The sequence below is a fragment of the Rufibacter sp. JT20002 genome (genome assembly GCF_056491185.1).
In genome coordinates this window covers 612,309-631,890 of record NZ_JBSZJY010000004.1, presented here as the reverse complement: position 1 = coordinate 631,890, position 19,582 = coordinate 612,309, and the positions used below count along the sequence as shown (strand labels likewise).

General features: G+C 47.9%; 13 protein-coding genes. 2 read left to right on the top strand and 11 right to left on the bottom strand.

Annotation, left to right across the window (positions count from 1 at the left end):
* The first annotated feature begins 6 nt into the window (after positions 1-6).
* The gene (locus tag ACW9SV_RS19390) at positions 7-1,332 is read left to right on the top strand and encodes an MFS transporter (protein WP_479558421.1); all 1,326 of its coding nucleotides are present in this window, start codon (positions 7-9) and stop codon (positions 1,330-1,332) included.
* A 134-nt stretch (positions 1,333-1,466) separates the two neighbouring features.
* Here the strand turns inward: ACW9SV_RS19390 and ACW9SV_RS19385 are convergent, their stop codons facing one another.
* The 6 genes from ACW9SV_RS19385 to ACW9SV_RS19360 all read right to left on the bottom strand — a co-directional run bounded on the left by ACW9SV_RS19385 (position 1,467) and on the right by ACW9SV_RS19360 (position 13,260).
* Entirely contained in the window at positions 1,467-3,287 is a 1,821-nt protein-coding gene (locus ACW9SV_RS19385) for a glycoside hydrolase family 13 protein (RefSeq protein ID WP_479558420.1), read from the bottom strand.
* Positions 3,288-3,386: 99 nt separating this feature from the next.
* Positions 3,387-4,958: an alpha-amylase family glycosyl hydrolase gene (locus ACW9SV_RS19380; RefSeq protein WP_479558419.1), complete on the bottom strand. Its 1,572-nt coding sequence runs from the start codon at positions 4,956-4,958 to the stop codon at positions 3,387-3,389.
* A gap of 103 nt (positions 4,959-5,061) precedes the next feature.
* A complete protein-coding gene (locus ACW9SV_RS19375) occupies positions 5,062-7,254 on the bottom strand; it encodes an alpha-amylase family glycosyl hydrolase (RefSeq protein WP_479558418.1) in 2,193 nt (730 codons plus the stop codon).
* Between the two features lie 324 nt (positions 7,255-7,578).
* Positions 7,579-8,604, bottom strand: coding sequence for a SusE domain-containing protein (locus tag ACW9SV_RS19370; protein ID WP_479558417.1), 1,026 nt, complete (start codon positions 8,602-8,604; stop codon positions 7,579-7,581).
* A gap of 30 nt (positions 8,605-8,634) precedes the next feature.
* The gene (locus ACW9SV_RS19365; RefSeq protein WP_479558416.1) at positions 8,635-10,215 is read right to left on the bottom strand and encodes a RagB/SusD family nutrient uptake outer membrane protein; all 1,581 of its coding nucleotides are present in this window, start codon (positions 10,213-10,215) and stop codon (positions 8,635-8,637) included.
* Between the two features lie 24 nt (positions 10,216-10,239).
* Positions 10,240-13,260, bottom strand: a complete 3,021-nt coding sequence (locus tag ACW9SV_RS19360; protein WP_479558415.1) for a SusC/RagA family TonB-linked outer membrane protein — start codon at positions 13,258-13,260, stop codon at positions 10,240-10,242.
* 351 nt (positions 13,261-13,611) lie between these two features.
* Between ACW9SV_RS19360 and ACW9SV_RS19355 the strand changes: the two genes are divergently transcribed.
* On the top strand, positions 13,612-14,664 hold the full coding sequence (locus ACW9SV_RS19355; protein WP_479558414.1) for a LacI family DNA-binding transcriptional regulator: 1,053 nt from the start codon (positions 13,612-13,614) through the stop codon (positions 14,662-14,664).
* A gap of 244 nt (positions 14,665-14,908) precedes the next feature.
* On the opposite strand, the gene ACW9SV_RS19350 is transcribed toward ACW9SV_RS19355, so the two are convergent.
* The 5 genes from ACW9SV_RS19350 to ACW9SV_RS19330 form a co-directional block, all read right to left on the bottom strand.
* Entirely contained in the window at positions 14,909-15,088 is a 180-nt protein-coding gene (locus tag ACW9SV_RS19350; protein WP_479558413.1) for a GNAT family N-acetyltransferase, read from the bottom strand.
* Positions 15,089-15,235: 147 nt separating this feature from the next.
* Positions 15,236-16,921: a gliding motility-associated ABC transporter substrate-binding protein GldG gene (gene gldG, locus ACW9SV_RS19345; RefSeq protein ID WP_479558412.1), complete on the bottom strand. Its 1,686-nt coding sequence runs from the start codon at positions 16,919-16,921 to the stop codon at positions 15,236-15,238.
* 17 nt (positions 16,922-16,938) lie between these two features.
* Positions 16,939-17,667, bottom strand: a complete 729-nt coding sequence (gene gldF / locus ACW9SV_RS19340; protein ID WP_479558411.1) for a gliding motility-associated ABC transporter permease subunit GldF — start codon at positions 17,665-17,667, stop codon at positions 16,939-16,941.
* Positions 17,668-17,813: 146 nt separating this feature from the next.
* On the bottom strand, positions 17,814-18,734 hold the full coding sequence (gene gldA, locus ACW9SV_RS19335; RefSeq protein WP_479558410.1) for a gliding motility-associated ABC transporter ATP-binding subunit GldA: 921 nt from the start codon (positions 18,732-18,734) through the stop codon (positions 17,814-17,816).
* A 9-nt stretch (positions 18,735-18,743) separates the two neighbouring features.
* Positions 18,744-19,460, bottom strand: a complete 717-nt coding sequence (locus ACW9SV_RS19330; protein ID WP_479558409.1) for an SDR family oxidoreductase — start codon at positions 19,458-19,460, stop codon at positions 18,744-18,746.
* Between the last annotated feature and the right edge of the window lie 122 nt (positions 19,461-19,582).

Sequence of the window (19,582 nt, the reverse complement as noted above, 5' to 3'; positions counted from 1 at the left end):
TTGCCCATGGCACAAACCATACAGGCGCAAGCCAAACCCCGTCTGAGTTTCTGGCAGATCTGGAACATGAGTTTCGGGTTTCTGGGGATTCAATTTGGGTTCGCGTTACAGAATGCCAACGTGAGCCGAATCTTTGAAACACTGGGCGGCACCGAGATCGCTCTTTACTGGCTGGCCGCCCCGGTGACCGGCTTACTGGTACAACCCATCATTGGTTACCTGAGTGACCGCACCTGGAGCCCGGTATTTGGAAGAAGGAAGCCATTCTTCATGATCGGGGCTTTGCTAGCTTCGCTTTCGTTGTTCATTATGCCCAACTCTTCGGTGCTTTGGATGGCGGTGGGCATGCTCTGGATTCTGGATACGTCCATCAACGTATCCATGGAGCCGTTCCGCGCCCTGGTGGGCGATTTACTGCCTTCTGACCAGCGTACCAGCGGGTTTGCGGCCCAGACGTTCTTCATTGGCGTGGGTGCGGTGGTGGCTTCTCTCCTGCCCTGGATCTTCAACAACTGGGTTGGTATTCCTAATACCGCCCCGGCCGGTGAGATTCCGCCTTCGGTGAAATGGTCATTCTATTGCGGAGGTGTGGCGTTCTTTTTGTCGGTGCTCTGGACGGTGGTAAAAACCAAAGAATACCCACCCGAAGACCTGGAAGAATTTGAACGGGAAAACAAGCAGACCACGTTCTGGCAAGGCGTTTCAGAGACATTCTTCGGGATTTTTAAGATGCCGAAAACCATGCTGCAACTTGCCTTTGTGCAGTTCTTTACCTGGTTTGCCCTCTTCGCGATGTGGATTTTCACCACGCCGGCCATAACCAGCCACGTGTACGGCGCTACAGACACCACCTCCAAACTTTACAACGAAGGAGCTGACTGGGTAGGCGTTTGCTTTGCCGTGTACAACGGAATCTCGGCTGTTTTTGCCCTACTTTTGCCAACTCTGGCTAAAAAGACCAGCCGCCGCATGACGCACCTGATCTGCTTGGTGATCGGGGGCTTGGGCTTAATCTCCATGTATTTCATCTCAGATCCTAAACTGCTGCTGGTGTCTATGGTGGGCGTGGGCATTGCGTGGGCCAGTATTTTGTCTATGCCATACGCTATCTTGGCGGGTTCTTTGCCAGCCAAGCGCATGGGCTACTATATGGGCGTGTTCAACTTCTTCATCGTGATTCCGCAGATTGTGGCCGGCTCGCTGCTGGATTTCATCAACAAGAACATCTTTGATGGTCAGTCCATCTACACCTTGGTGCTAGGCGGCTGCTCAATGATCCTGGCCGGGTTTATGACCCTGATGGTGCGGGACGTGGATGAGAAAGTAGATTAAAGTACCTTCTAATCAAAAACAGAGAAGCCTGGGACCATGTCTCGGGCTTCTCTGTTTTTGGCTGTTAGACACAAAACAGGCCCAAAACCGCTAAGCGGAAATGGGCCTGAAATGAGGTTGGATTAGGTAAGAAATTACGCTTTATTGCTGATGACCACCAGATCCATGGGTTTCACTTGAACGCTCTTCATCGGCTTCTTGGAGAACACATCTTTGTACTGGCCTTTCTTGAGCAAATCATGAGTAAAAGAAACCGGTTTGCTACTACGGTTCACCACGACAATCACTTCCTCATTCCCTAACTTCCGGCTGAAGGCATACAGTTGCTGCGCATCATCCACTTCCAGCGTGGTGTAGTTCCCCCGCTTAATGGAAGTGTATTTGTTGCGTAACCCGATGTACTTTTTGTACCAGTTATACAGGCCCTGATTGAAGGCCACCTGGTCAGGCTCGTGCTTCGTCTGGTCTGGGTTGTGGGTCTCTGGTTCGTATTTCAGGTTCTTCCACACCATAGGCTTGCGGCAATCCGGGTCGTTGGCGCCCCACATGCCTACCTCGTCGCCGTAGTAGATCATGGGAGAACCCAGGTACAGGATTTGGAAAGCGGAAATCAGCTTTTGCTTCTGCAGTTGCTCGGCATTGGGTTTGCGGGCGTTGTATTGTTTGTTGTTGCTCTTCTGGCTCCAGTTGAAGTACTTGCCCCAATCGCCAAACTTCAGCCCATTGGGGTTGGCGACGGCGCTGCCCAGACGGGTGGCATCGTGGCTGTCCATGAGGTTCTGCATGTTCAGGGCCACTCCTTCGCCAAATGCCTCCCGCAGTTCCTTCAACTTGGTGTCAAACTGGGAAACGGTGGAAGCCTTTTTCTCCTGGATAAAGAAATCGTGCACAATGAACGCGAAGTTGTAGTTCATGGTGGCGTCAAACTCATCGCCGCTGAGGTAAGGCCGGGTCTCTTCAATGGAGAAAACCAGCTCTGCCGTCATGTAGGCATTGGGGTTGATGCTGCGTACAAACTTGCGCCAGTCTTTCCAGAACGGGTGCCCCACGTCATAGGCCACATCTAGGCGCCAACCGTCAATACCGTTCTTGATGCCTTTGCCCATGGGGTTCATCCAGCGCTGGGTCGCGTTGAAGATGTACTCTTTGGGGCCGGCTACAATCCCGCTGTTATCTTCTTTGAACTCAGGCAAGGTGGAAACGCCAAACCAGCCTTTGTACTTGAACTCGGTGCCTTTGGCCGGATCGCGCCAGCTTTCCACCATAAACCAGTCTTTGTACGGCGAGGCCTGCTGGTCTTTCTGCACGTCTTTGAAAGCAAAGCTGTTCACGCCCATGTGGTTGAACACGCCGTCAAAGATGATGTACATGTTGCGTTTGTGAACTTCTTCTATGAGTTTCAGGGCCAGTTTATCGGCACTGGTCCATACCCAGGTTTTGACATCCAGCGGGTTTTCCTGCTCCATCAGCTTTTTGTCGCCTTCGGGATCTGGCCCAAAGGTTGGGTCTACGTGGTGGTACGCCAAGGCATCGTACTTGTGCGAGGAAGGTGCCCAGAAAATAGGGTTCAGGTAAATGGCATTAACGCCCAACGACTGCAGATAATCTAGCTTGTTGATGATACCCTGTAAATCGCCCCCGTAACGGCGCCGCTGGATATTGAAGTAAATGTCCTTGCCGTTCTTCTGCTCATACGGCTGCAACTGGTACCAGTCACTCGTCCAGGGATGAATCTCGAAAGGGGAAGTGACATCAAACGGATAAGCGCCGGTTTGGTCGGTTACTTTGGGGTCATTTTTGGGATCCCCGTTGTGAAACCGATCGGGGAAAATCTGGTACCAAACCACGCCTTTGCTCCAGTCTGGAGTGAAGTCTTTTGGTTTTTGGGCGGAAACCTCTGCGGGCTGTAAAAGCAGAGCTTGGGCAGCGAGCAGCGGAATAAAGAGTTTCTTCATATAATGCGTTGTTCTCTTAGAAAGTAAGTACTGCGAAAAGGAAGATTCTTGATGAAACAAAAAGAGCCCCAAGACCTATTTGTCTCAGGGCTCTTCTAATTATTTCTTCAGCACCACACTGCTGTAAGCCGGAAGCACCACAGAAGCCCCCTCCTGCTTGGCTCCTTTGTTGTTTTTGAAGTGCACGTTTTTGTAGGCGGCCAAATTCTCGGGCAAAGAAACCGTTACCTCATTTTTGGACAGATTATGCAAAACGAGCAGAGATTCGTCTTCCTGCGTTCTCACAAAGGCACTCACGCCGGCGGTTCCTAACTGGAGCGGCTCCAAAGCACCATAAGTCAAAGCTTTGCTGTTGTTCCGAAGTGAAATCAGCGTTTTGTAGTGATTGAAAAGCGAGTTCTTATCCTTCATCTGGGCGGCTGCGGGGGCCACCGCTCCTTCGGTGTTGTACTTGGGCTGCATCCAGGAAGTGCGGCTCTTGTCCTTGGCTTTCACATCCCAAAGGAATGGCTCCCGGATGTTTTCATCGGGCTTTTTTCCTAGCATACCAATTTCCTCGCCATAGTACAGGTACGGGGAACCGGGCAAGGTCAGCAACAGGGAAGTCGCCATTTTGGCTTTGTTCAGGTCTCCGTTCACGGCGCTCATGATGCGGTTCTGGTCGTGGTTGGTCAGGAAAGTGGCGTCTACGTACTCAGGGTTTACCTTCTCGTAGAAGTCCCTTATTTTTTTATGGTTGGCCACCAGGTCACCGGCGTTTTCCTCGTTTACCGCTTTGGTGATGGCAAAGCCCATGTCAAAGTTGAAGAGGGCAGGCAAGCCTTTCAGGTACGGACCCACAATCTCGGCGGGAGCCCAAACCTCTCCTACCAGATACACGTCTTTGTTGGCTTTCTTCATTTCATTCCGGAAGTACACCCACCAGTTGTGGTTGTCTTGTGGCCGCTCATCGGGGAAGATGTGGCGGGCGGCATCCAGACGGAAACCATCTACGCCCACCTCTGTGAACCAGAACCGCCCGATCTTGAAGATCTCCTCGCGCAGTTTTGGGCTGTCAAAGTTCAGATCGGGCATGCCGCTGTAGAAGTAGCCGTAATACAGGTAATCACTGCCATCCACTTTGTGCCAGTGCCGGGTATTGTCTGAGTCAGCCCCGGTGGGTCTTCCTTCCCGCTGCGTTTGCGGGTCGTTTTTGTGGGTCCACACATAGTAATCGCGGTACGGGCTGTTCTCGTTTTTGGCAGCGTCCAGAAACCAGGGGTGCTTGTCAGAGGAGTGGTTGATCACCATGTCCATCACCACTTTGATGTTGCGCTTGTGTGCCTGGTTGATGAACTCCTTGAAATCTTCCATGGTCCCGTAATCGGGGTGGATGCCGTAGTAATCCGTCACATCGTATTTATGGTAAGAAGGCGACGGGTTCATGGGCATCAGCCAAACCGCTTCCACGCCCAGGTTCTTCAGGTAATCCAGCTTGGAAGTCATGCCTTTGATGTCGCCTTTCCCATCGCCGTTGGAGTCAGCAAAAGACTGGACAAAGATCTCGTAGGTGATGCCGCGCGGCCACTGACTCGCTTTCTTTTCCTGGGCTTGTACTGTTTGAGTGGGCACCAAGGCTGAGGAGGATAGCAGAGCAGTAAACAAGAGGTGCGTGAGGGTTGTTTTTTTCATTTGTTTTAAGGGGATTGAAGGAGATGTTTTATGCCCAATTTTCTGCAAATGGGCATAAAACAGGTGGAACGTTGAAATAAATACAAGTAAAAAGTCTGCGTGCTTAATGGGTCACTACCAATCGTTTCATGGAAACTGCCCCACCAGAAGTGACCTTGATAAAGTAAATGCCACTGCTCCAGGAACTGGTCTCCAGCGTAAGTTTAGGTCCGGTCATCGTTTCTTTTGATAAAAGCTTTCCGGCGGCATCAAACACTTGAACCTGGCTTCTTTGGCTGGCTGGTTTCCCTAGGGTTAGGGTTACTTTAGAGGAAGTAGGATTTGGAAATAACGCAAGGCCTAGCGCCGCTGCCTCCTCTTTACTGCCGGTGGTGGTGGAGGAAGAAAGTTTCAGAATCCAGGTTTGGTCAGGACCAAGCGATGCACCGTTGAGGGTCCAATTGCTGATGCCTCCATTTCCATTTAAGGTAACAGTTCCCATGTTCTGGCCACTGTACAGCTCGGTAACCTGGTAATTTCCGGCAGCCAGGGTCGAAACAGCTAAGGTTATAGAAGGGTTGCTAACTGCTTCACTCCCGAAGTTGGAGAGTACCACCGCAGCTTCTTGTCCAGACACCCGTGCATAGCTTAACACAAACTCATTGGAGGCGGTCATGTCCTGGTGATATCCTTTTCTGAGGACAGGTTGCGCATGCCTGATCTGGATCAGCTTTTTGTAATGATTTAACAATGAATTGGCATCCGCGGCTTGGGTCTGGACATTGAATTGAGCGAAGTTACTGTTGATGCTCCGCCAGGGAGTAGCGGTGGAGAAGCCAGCGTTAACTCCGGGCGTCCACTGCATGGGTTTGCGGATGTCCTCATCGGGTTTGGCGCCCAGCATTCCAATTTCTTCGCCGTAATACAAGAAAGGTACTCCCGGCATGGTCAGGTACAAAGAGGCAGCCTGCTTCATATGCGCCACATTGCTGCTTAACTCATTCCTGGCCCGGTTTTGGTCATGGTTGGTCAGGAAAGTGCCGTATTGCAATTTAGGATAGATGCGGTTAACTACCCCTAATTGGTTTCGGAGCGCGGCAGGATTATTATTTCTGACTGAATTCAGGATAGAAGTTGCCAGATCAAATTCAAATGCCACATCCAGCCTATTGTTCTGCACATAGGGCACTACGGTGGCAGAACTGGACCAAATCTCTCCTATCGTAAAAGCATCTGCTTTAGCACCCTTGGTGACTTGGTTGAATTCCTGTAGGAGGCTGAACGTTTCGGGGGTATTTTCCAGAATCCGGCCATCTTCGTCCAGGTATTTCACGGCATCAATGCGGTAGCCATCTACGCCTTTGTTAAGCCAGAACCGGGTAACATCCCACATGGTGCTTTTCAGTTGGGCATTGCTCCAGTTCAGGTCAGGCATTCCGCTGTAGAAAATGCCGTAGTAGTATTTACCGTTTTTGGGGTGCCAGACTGTTTCACCGGAAGGCCCATTAAACCCCGGATGAGTGTCTGACCAGATATACCAGTTGCGGTAGGTATTGGTGGTATTGCTGCTGGATTGGGTAAACCAAGGGTGCTGGTCTGAAGAGTGGTTCATGACGAAGTCAATGATCACCTTGATCCCGCGCGCATGGGCGGCGGCCAAGAACTCCTCAAAATCGGTCATAGAGCCGTAATCGGGTTCTGTGGCGTAATAATTGGTGACATCGTAGCCGTGGTAACTAGGAGATTCCATCATGGGCATCAGCCAGATTCCGGTAATTCCCAGGTCCGTTGTCGTTGCCGGATTTCCATCATTAAGGTAGTCCAGTTTCTGAATCAAGCCTCTGAAATCCCCTTTTCCGTCTCCGTTGCTGTCATAGAAACTGCGGACGAAAACCTCATAGAAAACGGCATCATTCCACCAAAACGTGCTATAATCAGTGGAAGGAACTGTGACGTCTCTGGTCTCACAGGTGCCAAAACGATAAGCCGGGGTTCTAGTGCCATTAGTAGTGGCATCAATGGTCCGGTTGAAGTTTCCGGCCCCATCGTTGAGCCCACAAGCCTGAGGCACTATCTCAGCACCCGCCCAACTATTGCCGTTGACGAACTTATATTGGAACAGTCCGCCGGTGGGTAGGGTAACCTGCACCTCATAGATACCGTCTCGGTCTGGATCTGTCAAGGCCAAGGAAGAAGGATTCCAATCTGTTCCAGAACCGGCTAACGCTTGAAAATTACCCGCCACGTGCACCCCATTAGCAGAAACTGTCTGCTGGCTCATGTCCACCCTGAAGGTAAGTTGTACTTGTTGGGCCATTGCTCCGCAGAGGGGGGCAAAAAAAATCAGGAGGCTGAAGTAAAAAGATCTCATAGACTAAGGAATGCTTTCATTTTAGCCACTATAACATTTAGTTAGACTAGTGGAGAAAATGGATAATTAACTTGGCTACTGTCTATAGGAGAAAGGAGCAGTTCTAGGGTGTTATCTATAAATCAGCCCTAAATCAGATGGTTTTTACAAAGTTGCCTCTACCAAGGCCCTATGTTCCTGTTTAAATGAGAAGAGGTTATCTCCTTTTAATTAAGTGAGATAACCTCTTCAAGAATTACTTACCAATAATCAATTATAATTTGTAATCAATTATAATTTGGTAAGGGTATAGGTGTTGGTAGCAAGGCTAAAGGTAATTCTGTAGGTACCAGCAGACGTAATAGGAATATTATTGTCATTTGCTTGGTTCAAGGTACCATTAGCACCTCCATAGTTTGTACCCCAATCATCGTTCAGACGGAACTTGATGGCCCCAACTTTCAGGTTTGTGGTGAGGGACCAGGTTTGGGTACCGTTGTTATAGGTCATATCAGTATCTGAATCCCAACCACCAGCAGTAGCATCGCCAATCACTCCCCAGCTGTACTTAGCCATTGCTAAGGTGTTTTCATTCAGATTCAGTGTCAAACGGTACATTCCGGCACCAGGAGCTGTAATATCACCTCCTGAAGTACTTACGGTGCCTCCGCCTGCATCACCATAAGCAACATCCCACTTCTTAGCAGGTGTGATCTTGAACTTGGTGTTACCTTCTGTGAAGTTGATTACCCCTGTATAAATGTTGTTGCTGGTAGGAGAAATCAAACTATCTGCCGTAGCCGGATTCCAGCCTTGGTAAGCACCTGGTACATATACAAAGGAGATCAAGGCATAAGGATTAACCGTTAGTGTAATCGTGTTAGAATACGCTGGAGCTACATCTCTTGCACCTGTAATTTCTGATTTTACCCGAGCCTCTACCGTGGAGTTTGTACCGGTTGGTAAATTCATGGACAACAACAAAGCGTTAAATTCCAGAACGGTATAGCTCCTAGATGCATTGCTTCCAGTAAGAACTACTTCTTTAGGGTTAGCAAAATTGGTACCGGCAACCGCTAACTGCAACGTATTGGTAAACGCAGCATCAAATCCATAATCAGCTTCCGTCCAAGTAAAGTTAATTGCTTGGTTCGCTTCATTTGCTTTTTGCAAATTCAAAGTGGTAGCCGAAGCCGTAAAGGCCGCACCTGTTGCCTGTGTATTGGCAATTATTCTATCCTCATCTTTTTCACAAGACGAAAAAAAGAACAGAACCAAACCGAGCAGGCTAATATTTCTCATGAAAAATGCTTTCATTTTTATCTGCTTAAATGTGTACGACAAAGATTAATAACCTGGGTTCTGTACCAGATTGGTGTTGGCAGTAATATCTGTATTAGGGATTGGGAACAGGTTATAGTTCTCACTAACTGCTTTACCACCTTTCACACCACCTTTCCATGGCCACAGGTAAGCATCAGAAGTAAATCTACCGTAACGGATCAGGTCTGTACGACGATGGGCTTCCCAATACAATTCCCGGCCTCTTTCTTCTAGAATAAAGTCCAGCGTAATGGAGTTCACATTATTGGAGGAGTTATTAAATGCGCGGGTACGTAGAGTGTTCACATACTCTACAGCTGTGTTCATGTTCCCACCAGAGCCACCACGAAGAACAGCTTCCGCATACACCAGGTACATTTCTGCTAGGCGGATCAACGGAAAATCTGTTGAAGTAAAAGTACCACCTGGCGTCGGAGTAGCGCCAGTAGAAGTGATATTTTTAAATTTAGTCACTTTAGGTCCTTCTGTAAATGCACTTGGATCGTCAATCTCCAATTTGTCTACAAAGAACATGGCTCTCTCGTCTGTAGCACCAGAATAATCAGAGAAAAGTAACGGCAGGTTTTTGGTGCCGCGCATACCGCCCCATCCACCACCAGGAATACCAAAGGAGGCAGGGTTCATGGCAGCACTTGTAGCAGCATTGATAATGTAAGTTGTGCCACCATAATTCTGTGTGTTTACCACATCATAATTGATAGGTAATATGGTTTCAGTGTTGTTTACATTATTATCAGCCAAAAACAAGTCACGGTAATTGCTTTCAAGAGCATAACCAGAGTTTATTACTTTATTGGCATAAGTGATCGCATCAGAATAGCGACCTTGGCCTGTATACACTTCAGCGTTCAGATACAAACGGGCCAGTAAAGCCTGAACGGCAGCCTGATCTGCTCTACCATATTCGTTCTGACGGGCAGCAACCATTAAAGGCTCTATTGCCAGTAACTCAGACTCCACATACTTGAATAAGTCGGCCCGCTTAATTTGCGGCGGAATGTATTTTCCAATGGGATCATTTTCCGTTACAAAAGGAGGATTGCCGAATAAATCCATGGCTACCCAATACTGGTAAGCCCGTAAGAACCGAGCTTCAGCTTGGTACTTACGGATATTATCCGCATCAGTACCTGAAAAACCTCTTTCGCTGATTTTTGCATCTGTTGATTCACGGATGAATTCATTGGCTACGGTAATCTGGAAAAAGATACGGTTATACAAACCGGTCAACATGGTATTGCTGGCCGTCCAACTAAGGTTATGAAAATCAGGTAAGCCTGGGTCGTTCCAAACAATATGAGCTTCATCTGTGGTTAGTTCCTGGGCGTTCCAATACAACCGAAGAAAATCTGAAGTACCTGCATCTATACCAGCCAAATCAGAAGAGGCATTACCACCACTCCCTGTCAAGGCATAAGCACCGTACACTTTGGCAAGCACTTGTTTATACCCTTCAGCGGTACTGTAAACCTGCGCAGAAGTAGTGGCATTGGTTGGCGTTAAATCCAGGTCCGTGTCACACGCAGTAAGACAGCTAAGTACAATAGCTGATATACCAGATGCTTTTATAATAAATCTTTTCATTTCGCTATTAAGTAATTTGGTGGGTTAGAAACCTAAGTTTAAGCCTAAAACAAAAGTTCTTGGTCTCAGATAAAAGTTATTATCAATACCACTGCCGATCTCTGGATCTACTCCTGAATACTTGGTTACTGTGAACACATTCTGGCAAGTAAGACTCAGGCGCAGGTCTGCCCCTTTAAATACTTTACCAGCATTGTACCCTAAGGTCAGGTTATCCATACGCAGGAAAGAAGCGTTCTCAATATAGTAGTCAGATTGGTACTGGTTTGTAAAGAAACCAGAGTTGTAAATACTTGGGTGGGCGTTTGCCAAAATACCAGACGGGCTTAGAATACTACGTTCTACCCCTTGGTTAGAAGCTATGTTGTTATACATATAGTTTCCAAGGTAAGTACGCAGGATAGTACTTAGGCTCCATTTATGGTAATCTACTTGCGTGTTGAAGCCAAGGGTGACCTGAGGAGTAGCAGCCTGATACCGATAGCGATCGTTATCGTTTATGATACCATCATCATTTAAATCTGCATAAACACCTTCTAATGGCGTGCCATTCTCATCATATACCTGCTTGAACACAAAGAAGGAATATGGGCGGTAGCCCACAGAGTGAATCTGAATATTCTGACCGGTAGCGCCTGAAATACCTCCGGTAGGGGTACCCAAGAAGGAAGGATTTTGTGAGGCTGTCAGGTTAGTAATTTCACTTTTGTTAGCGGTAAGGTTAATTCCAACGCTCCAGTTCAGGTTTTCTTTTTCAATAGCCGTAGCGTTCACACTGAATTCCAAACCTCTGTTCTCAAGGTTACCAACGTTGGTAATTATTTGGTTACTAAAGTTAGAACCAACCGGAATAGAAATAACGTTCAGAAGATCTTTCGTCTTCTTTTGGTATACATCTAAAGAACCAGTTAAGCGGCCATTGAAGAACCCGTAATCTAAACCAATGTTAGAGGTAGCCGTTTGCTCCCATTTGATATTTGCGTCATAAGCTGAAGGAGCATACATATAATAGAAGTTACCACCAATCTGGTATTGAGAAGATGGCACACTTAAGTTATATATAGATAAATAAGAGTAATTAGCTATACCCTCCTGCTGCCCTGTAATACCATAACTTACCCGTAGCTTCAAATCAGAAAGCGATGTTATATTTTTCAGGAACTGCTCTTCGCTTAATCTCCAGGCCAAAGAAGCAGAAGGGAAAACACCCCATCTGTTTTCAGGAGCAAACCTGGAAGAACCATCTGTTCTTAAAGTACCGGTAAAGGTGTACTTGTCTTTCAGGGTGTAAATCAAACGTCCGTAGTAAGACTGAAGCCTATTCTGGGGAATATCAAAAGGGAAATTTGGAGTAGTACCTGGTTGTGTTTCACCAACGGCGCTGTAGCTGGCAAAGTTATATGTAGTGGTTTTGTTATCGTAAAAACCATAACCTGCTGTAAAATTAATGTTACTGTTAAGGGCTACAATGTCTTTGGCATAGTTCATGTAAAACTCCACCACTTTGTTGTTTACCTTCTGACGGTATCTGTTATTTACACCTGACAATTTAGGATCTGCATTGAAGCTCTGAGCTGCTTCTGCCGGAACAAAAACTGTACCTTTACCTTCTGCTATATCATAACCTAAATTTAGGTTAGCATGCAGTTCTGGCAGGAAATGAAATTTATAATCAATTTGAGCATTACCAAAGCTTCTTTTAACCTCACTGCGGTCGTTTCTTAGCTCCAGCAAAGCCACCGGGTTACGGGGTGCATTGGGGTTTGGTACAGAACCCTGCGTCCACTCAAAGAAACCACCAAATTGGTTTTCAGCATGAACTGGTTGGGTAGGGTCAAAGGCAACAGCAGCACCAATAGCTGCCTGGTTTCCAAAGCGGGTGTTGGTAAGAGACCCTTTTAGATTCAAATCAACCTTCAAGTGGTCATCTAACAAGTAAGGAGTAAGGCTGATGGCAGCAGACTTGCGTTCAAATTTATCAGTCTTCAGTACTCCTTGTTGGTTTAAGTAACCTAAAGAAACACGGTAAGGCAAGTTGTTTAAGGCTCCAGAAACACTCAGGTTATTATCTGTACCGATGGCAGTTCTATAAATCTCCTCTTGCCAATCAGTATTGGCGGAACCTAAAAGTGCTTTTTGGGCGGCTGTTCCATTTTCGTTTACATAAGCACGGAATTGGTCAGGGCTCAACACTTCTACTCTCTTCTTAGCAGAGGAGGTTATAAACTGCGTGCTGAAATTAACTGCTGGTTTACCGCTCTCCCCTTTCTTGGTGGTAATAAGTACAACACCATTAGATGCCCGAGACCCGTAAATGGCCGTAGCAGAGGCATCCTTCAGGATGGTCATAGACTCAATATCGTTTGGGTTGATCAACGACAACGGGTTGGTAGCACCAGAAATGCCATAACCTGACAGAGGAACACCATCTACCACGATCAAAGGGTCATTGCTGGCGTTCAATGAGGCACCTCCTCTGATTCGGATGGAGCTCCCTGAACCTGGTTGTCCCCCGTTGGAGGTAATCTGCACGCCGGCAACTTTACCAGTGATCAACTGCTCTGGAGTGGTCACATTCCCCCGTTGGAAGTCTTTTGAATCAACAGAAGCAATAGAACCTGAAACGTCTTCTCTTCTTTGCGTTCCATAACCCACTACCACAACTTCATCCAAAGCTCTAGCATCGGTTAATAGGTTTACATTGTAGGTAGTTTGAGCACCTACCGGTACCTCCTGTGAGATGTAACCAATATAAGAGAACACCAGGGTACCGGTGTTGCCGGTTACTGGAAGAGAAAATTGTCCGTTCACATCGGTAGCAGTAGCGGTTGTAGTACCTTTTAATACCACAGAAACCCCAATGAGTGGAGTGGTTCCGTCTCCAGTTACTCTACCAGATATAGTTCTTTGCTGGGCCATGGCCTGCCCTGAGCCTACCAAAAAGAAGGCAAACAACAACACCAGCAAAGAAGAAAACTTCCTTGGGTGTCGTACATTTTGCCAGCCTTTGATCTCCGGCTGATTTTTAAGTAATAGGTTATTCATAGATGAAGGATTTAGGGTAAATAATGTTGTTTGGCTGGAAATGTAAAATCTTAATAAAAACACAAGCAATTGTTATTCAGCACCTTGAAAGGATTTCAAACTTTAGGAAATCGATTTCCTTACCGATTTACCAACTTTTAACTGCATTTCAAACTTTTTGTTCGCCAAAAAAAATATTTTTTTTAACGTTTTGCCAAAATTACGAACAAATAATGAGGGTTTATTTAAAATATAGATTTTTAACAGCAACATATTAACAGATGTTTAATTAGCTTTGCACTAGTTGCACGAGCAATTAAAGGTATTTCATAATAAGTCTCCTCCACCTTATCACGAAATCGATAGCCATCTATGAGTAGAACTACCATCCATGACATAGCCAAGGAACTGAACACCAGCCCTTCTACTGTCTCCAAGGCATTGAATGACCACCCCTCTATAAGTGTGGCCACCAAGGAACTCATAAGAACCGCCGCTCAAAATCTTAACTATCGGCAGAACCGCTTGGCTTCTTCCCTTAGATCTGGCAGAACCAATATTATAGGAATTGTAATCCCCAGCTCAGATATCGGTTTTTTTGGGGGGGTGGTGCATGGAATTGAGAAACTGGCCCGAAGCAATGGGTATAATATTCTCCTTTTCCAATCTAACGAAACCGGCGAATATGAAGTTGAGGGAATTGAGACCCTCCTTCAGACCAGTGTAGATGGCATCATTGTCTCCATTGCCAAAGACACGCCCAACCTGGACCACTTCTATGATGTGAAGAAACGGAAGGTGCCTTTGATTTTGTTTGACCGGGTCAAAGAAGAACTGAACTCCCCATCGGTGGTGGTTGATGACTACAAAGGGGCGTACATGGCTACTGAGCATCTGATCCAACAGGGCTACTCTCGTATTGCCCATATTTCAGGACCTCAGCACATCAAGATTTTCAATGACCGCCTTTGTGGGTATGTTGACGCGCTCAAAGCAAACAACCTTCCCGTGGATGATGACCTGATCCAATACGGGCGAAACTCTATTGAATCTGGGAGAGCGAGTGCCCAGCGGCTACTAGACAGAAACAAAGGGATGGACGCCATCTTTGCCGCCGTTGATTTCACTGCCTTGGGTGCCTTGCAATACCTGAAACATGCCGGAATCAAAATGCCGGAGAGCGTGGGCATGATTGGCTTCGGGAACGAGTCCTTTAGTCCCTATGTAACCCCTAGCTTATCCACCATTGACCAGCAACCCGCTCGCATGGGGGAAGAAGCCTTCACCTTGTTTTTAGAGGCGATGGCTAAGAAAACGGCCGGAACAAATGGGAATGGGGTGTTAGAAGCAGAAGAACCGAAGAAAATAATCTTAGAACCCTTATTGGTAGTGCGAGAGTCTTCTGTAAGGGTTCCTCAAGGGTGACAGGTTAATTAGAACAAAACAAAAAGCACATCCGCTATTTTAGGGCTCTTTTCCAAAGAAAGGCCTTAAAATAGCGGATGTGCTTTTAAATTGAATTCAAAATTTCATGCAGGTACCGGAAGTTACGCTTGCGTGGCACTACAACCATATTCCTCCTTCTCCAAGACAGGAAATCTTTTGGTCATTTTCACATATTCAATCCCGTCCTTTTCAAAGGGGGCTCCTTCTTCTTGCATGCCAGCCTTCAGGTAAAACCTTTGGCTGAAGTACGGGCGTGGCACCAGATGGAACGTATTCCTTTTGATTCAGCAAATGCAAAGACATGTTCCAAAAGGCTTTTCCCAAATCCTTTTCCCTGAAAGGAGACTAAAGTGGCAAACTTCCTGAACTGCGCCTGTGAACCGTCAATAAAGAGGGAGATCACAGAAACCAATTTTTGATCTCAAAAAGGCCAAAGTGAAGGCCTGCCTCATCTTGCGGTAGCTGCACAAAACTTATAGGCTTTTCTGGCCACATCACCTCCTGCCGCACCGGCCAGGTCTGGGAAGCTCCTATTTGCTTTATCTCCTGATTACCGAGCATACTTCCGCTTGCGCATCCAGAACTTGGCTACTCCAAACAACAACAGCAGGGCCAACGGTAAACCCAGATTGATGGCTTGCCACTTTGTTCTTTCGTCCCGCAGCTTCGCTTTATCTAGGGGCCTTAATTTGATTTCTTTTCCGCGGAGTTCAATGAGCCCTTTTTCATCTAAAAGGAAATCGGCCACATTTTTCAGGAGCTCTTTATTAGCGAAGCGCGATCTGGTAAAGCGGTCAAAGCCTAACTCCAACGGACGACCAGAGCGTGGGTCAACGTCGTTTGCCCCTAGATCACCATCAGAGAATACCACTAATTGAGAAGGCTTTCCTTCCGCTTGGAACGGAATGGTGCTTCCTTCAGGTACGGGCCGGTTCTTGAACACCGACTGGAACTTACCCTCCAGCAAATACCCGATTGGAATTGCATTCTGACTAAACAGCTTAGGGTCACGGTCTACCCTTGGGTCATTCAAAGAAATAGAAACCGGTGAATCACGCTTGCGGGAATACTGTGAGGTCCATAGCAAGGGTGACTTCTTGATGCCTACGGCTTTCACCGTGTCAAGGGAACTCACAAAACGGGTCTGTACGGCATCCAGGTTGCGGGTGAGCGGTAGCTTACTGAAGTTGCTGATCAACGGGTAGAAGCGCCAAGGCACCAGTTGGGTTTGCGGCTGATTGCCCATATACCCCGTTACCATCGGAATGAAGCTGGCGTTCAGGTCCTGCACCAGATCTGGATTAACGCGTACCCCGTACCGGAAAAGCAAATCTTGTAGGTTCAGGTCATACGGAAACGCCAGCAAGCCTTGGTCGGTAACGCTGTCCAGAGAGGCACGCACACCATCCAACATGAACAGCATCTTGCCTCCCCTAATCAGGAACTGGTCCATTTTGTACTTATCCAGCTCAGAGAAAGGCTTGGTGGGTTTCATGAGCACCACCAGGTTGAAGTTGTTCAGGTCCGATACCTGCGAGAGGTCTACCCTGTTTACGGTGTAGTATTCCGAAAGTGTGCCTAAAAAATCGGCGGCTTGAGGGAGCCAGAGCTCGCCATGGCCTTGCAGCACTCCTATTCGGCCCGCACTCACTGATGCCACTTTCCGGATGGCGGAAGCCAGTTCGTACTCCAGCCCTTCAATGGATTGGTTTAAGCGCTCCTCGGGCGGGGCAGCCTGACTTCCTCTTAATAGGATGGCGGCCGTTTCTTTGTTTCCTACGGAGACTAAAGCCCCCGGGAACACGATCTTCTCTACTTTTTTATCGCCCTCCTGCGCAAACAGGTTGGTGGGCTGCAGGCCTTTCTGCGCCAGCTGCATGTAGAACTGATTACGGGCCTGCTCATTGGTGTTGCCGCTGGGATCCACAAACTGGTACTGCACGTTTCCGTCTGAGTACAGTCGGAATTCCTCCAGCATCTCGCGGGTACTGTTCTGCAGCCTCCGGAAACCTGCGGGGAACTCCCCTTCCAGGTACACGGTCACCTGCACCGGTCCTTTTAGCCCGGCCAACAGATTTTTGGTCTGGTCTGAGATAGAATACCGTTTGTCTTCGGTGAGGTCCAGGCGGAAGAAATAGCGGCTGGCGACAAAGTTTAAAACCAGGAGCAACCCTACGGCCACCAGGAAAAAGGTCCAGTCGTAGCCGCGGCGGCTTTCCACGGTTTTCTTTTGCATTTCGGGGGGTGTCTGCTCTACCATTTTCTGCTCTCCAATACCAGTTTAGTCCCTAAAAGCATAATGGTGATCACACTCAGAAAATACAGCACATCGCGGGAGTCGATTAATCCTTTGCTGATGGAGCTGTAGTGATAAGAAATCCCCAGTTGGGCAATGTAGTAAGAGGTGGTTCCCCAGGCATCAATGGAAGCTAACAAATCAAACCCAGTGTACACCAGGTAGCAAAGGAACACCGCTAGAATAAAGGCGACAATCTGGTTCTCGGTTAAAGAGGAAGCAAAGATGCCCATGGCCACGAACACTGCCGCCAGAAACACCAAGCCCAGGTATGAACCAGCCACGGCCGCAGAGTCAATGTTCCCAACCGGGTCACCCAATTGGTACACGCTCACATAGTACAGCAACGAAGGCAGCAACGCGAACAAAGCCAGCAAAAGGCAGGCGAAATACTTACCCAGTAAAAGCTGGGTATCAGATAGCGGTTTGGTGAGCAATAGCTCCATGGTACCGCCTTTCCGCTCCTCGGCAAATGCGCGCATGGTGATGGCGGGAATCAGGAAAAGGAAAAGCCAAGGCGCCAGCATAAACACCGATTGCAAATCGGCGTAGCCGTAATCTAACACACTGCTGTCTGGGAAAACCCACATGAACAGGCCCGTGGCCACCAGAAACACCCCAATGACGATGTAGCCGATCAGGGAGTTGAGATAAGAATTAAATTCCTTAGAAAGAATAGCAAACATAGAGATGAGACGCTTAGCGAGAGGCTAGCATCAAGACATTGAATCTGGTTTTAAGTATGGTTTATGAAAAAGATCAGAAAACATTAATACAACGTAGTTTGAACGTTTCTAATCTGTTTAACTGAAACTATGGCGTAAACGGAAATTTATTTTGGCGCTTTGGTCAGGTCCTGGAACAATTTTTCCAAGGAGTTCTCCTCCTGCTGCAAACCCACCAGGGGCCAGCCTCGTTCCCCTGCCAACCGAAAAATGGCGGAGCGCAGGTCTGTTTGGGAGGCTGCAATAACGCGGTACTTGAGCGGACCGGCAGGCTCTACCCGGTCAACCCCTGGCAACGTAAGAAGCGGCTCAGGATTCACTTCGGCCTCAAACTCAGCTAAGATCCGGGTTTCTTTGCGGCCCATGGTTTTGAGTTCGGCCACCGGGCTGTCTGCCACCAGTTTGCCCTGGTTGATGATCAGGACGCGGTCACAAAGGGCACTTACCTCCTGCATGATGTGGGTGGAGAACAGCACCGTTTTAGCCTGGCCCACTTGCTTGATGAGCTGCCTGATTTCCACGATCTGGTTAGGGTCTAAGCCGGTAGTAGGTTCGTCCAGAATCAAGACCTGTGGATCATGGATCAGCGCCTGTGCCAACCCTACCCGTTGCCGATACCCTTTAGACAAAGCCCCAATCTTTTTGTGCCGTTCGCGGGTGAGCCCGCAGAGGTCTATCATTTCCTCGGTACGTGCTTTTACCTGTGCGCTGCCTAAGCCATGCAGTTTACCCACAAAATGCAGGTACTCGCGCACGTACATGTCCAGGTACAGCGGGTTATGCTCGGGTAGGTAGCCTACCTGGCGGCGCACTTCTTTGGGTTCTTCCAATACATCGTGCCCATTAACCAGAACTGTTCCACTGCTGGGCGGCAGGTAACAGGTGGCAATTTTCATGGTAGTGGATTTGCCTGCCCCGTTTGGTCCCAAAAACCCTACAATCTCACCCGTGCTTACCGTAAACGAGACATGGTCTACGGCTGCCTGTGCTCCATACAGTTTGGTCAGGTCTTTTATTTCAATTCCCATGCGCGCGGGTTAGGCTTTCTTTTTCTCTGGACGGCCCTTGGGCATCAACGGACGCACCTCAATGTCTACGTGGTGGTAGTTAGGGGGCGACTGTAAAACGTGCAGGATGGTGGAGGCAATATCTTCTGGTTGCATCATGTTCTCGGGGGCAGTGCCGGTTCCTTCAAAACCATCAAAGAAACTGGTGGCAGTAGACCCGGGATAGATACAGGTTACCTTAATACCGTGCGGCCGAACTTCTTTGAAAAGCGAATGGGAGATACCACGAACCGCAAACTTGGTGGCGCAGTAGCCGCTCATGTTCTCAATGCCGGTTAAGCCCGCAATGGAAGAGATGTTGATGATGTGCCCTTCCAGTTGTTTTTTCATTTGGGGCAATACCAAACGGGTGCAGTAGAAGATACCGTTTACGTTGGTGTCCATCATGGTTTGCCAGTCGCGGGGGCTCATGGTGTCAATGGCTCCCTGAATACCAAGACCGGCATTGTTGATCAACACGGATATATTCTGGCGAAGGCGTTCTACGGTCTGCTCATAAGCGGTCAGCACCGAATGCTCAAAGCGCACATCGCACTCAAAAAAATAGAAATCTGGATGAGAGATTTTGGGCCGGCTACGGCTCCAGCTCACCACGGTGGCTCCTTGCTCCAATAACAGTTTGGCGGCAGCCAGACCAATCCCGCTGCTAGCACCGGTGATCACAACTACTTTTCCTTCTAGTTCCATATCTTAGAATTTGCTCAAATTTAATCAAAAGAGAGTTACCGAATTTCAATTGTTCTCTTTTTAGCTTTCTACCTACAAAGCCCTTTAAGAATAGGATTAACGCTTTCTTTTCCTTATTAGGT